Genomic DNA, 271 nt, shown 5'->3' with positions numbered 1-271 from the left:
CCGGCTGGCCCACGCCCTGCACCAGCGCGGCTGCCGCGCCTGCCGCGCCTGCTGGCCGAGCACGCCCATCAGCGCACGGGCCTCGACATCCACCCCGGGGCCCGCATCGGCCCGGCGTTCTCGCATCGACCACGGCACGGCATCGTCATCGGCGAAACGGCCGAAATTGGGGCCGGCTGGCCCACGCCCTGCACCAGCGCGGCTGCCGCGCCTGCCGCGCCTGCTGGCCGAGCACGCCCATCAGCGCACGGGCCTCGACATCCACCCCGGG

1 pseudogene is annotated in these 271 nt (G+C 76.8%); it reads left to right on the top strand.

From position 1 onward, the window contains the following. A pseudogene (locus tag BEN49_RS31200) lies at window positions 1–271 on the top strand (hypothetical protein); the annotation flags it as partial.

The organism is Hymenobacter coccineus, from assembly GCF_001816125.1.
In the GTDB taxonomy this organism is placed as follows: domain Bacteria; phylum Bacteroidota; class Bacteroidia; order Cytophagales; family Hymenobacteraceae; genus Hymenobacter; species Hymenobacter coccineus.
This window is presented reverse-complemented; position numbering and strand designations above follow the sequence as displayed.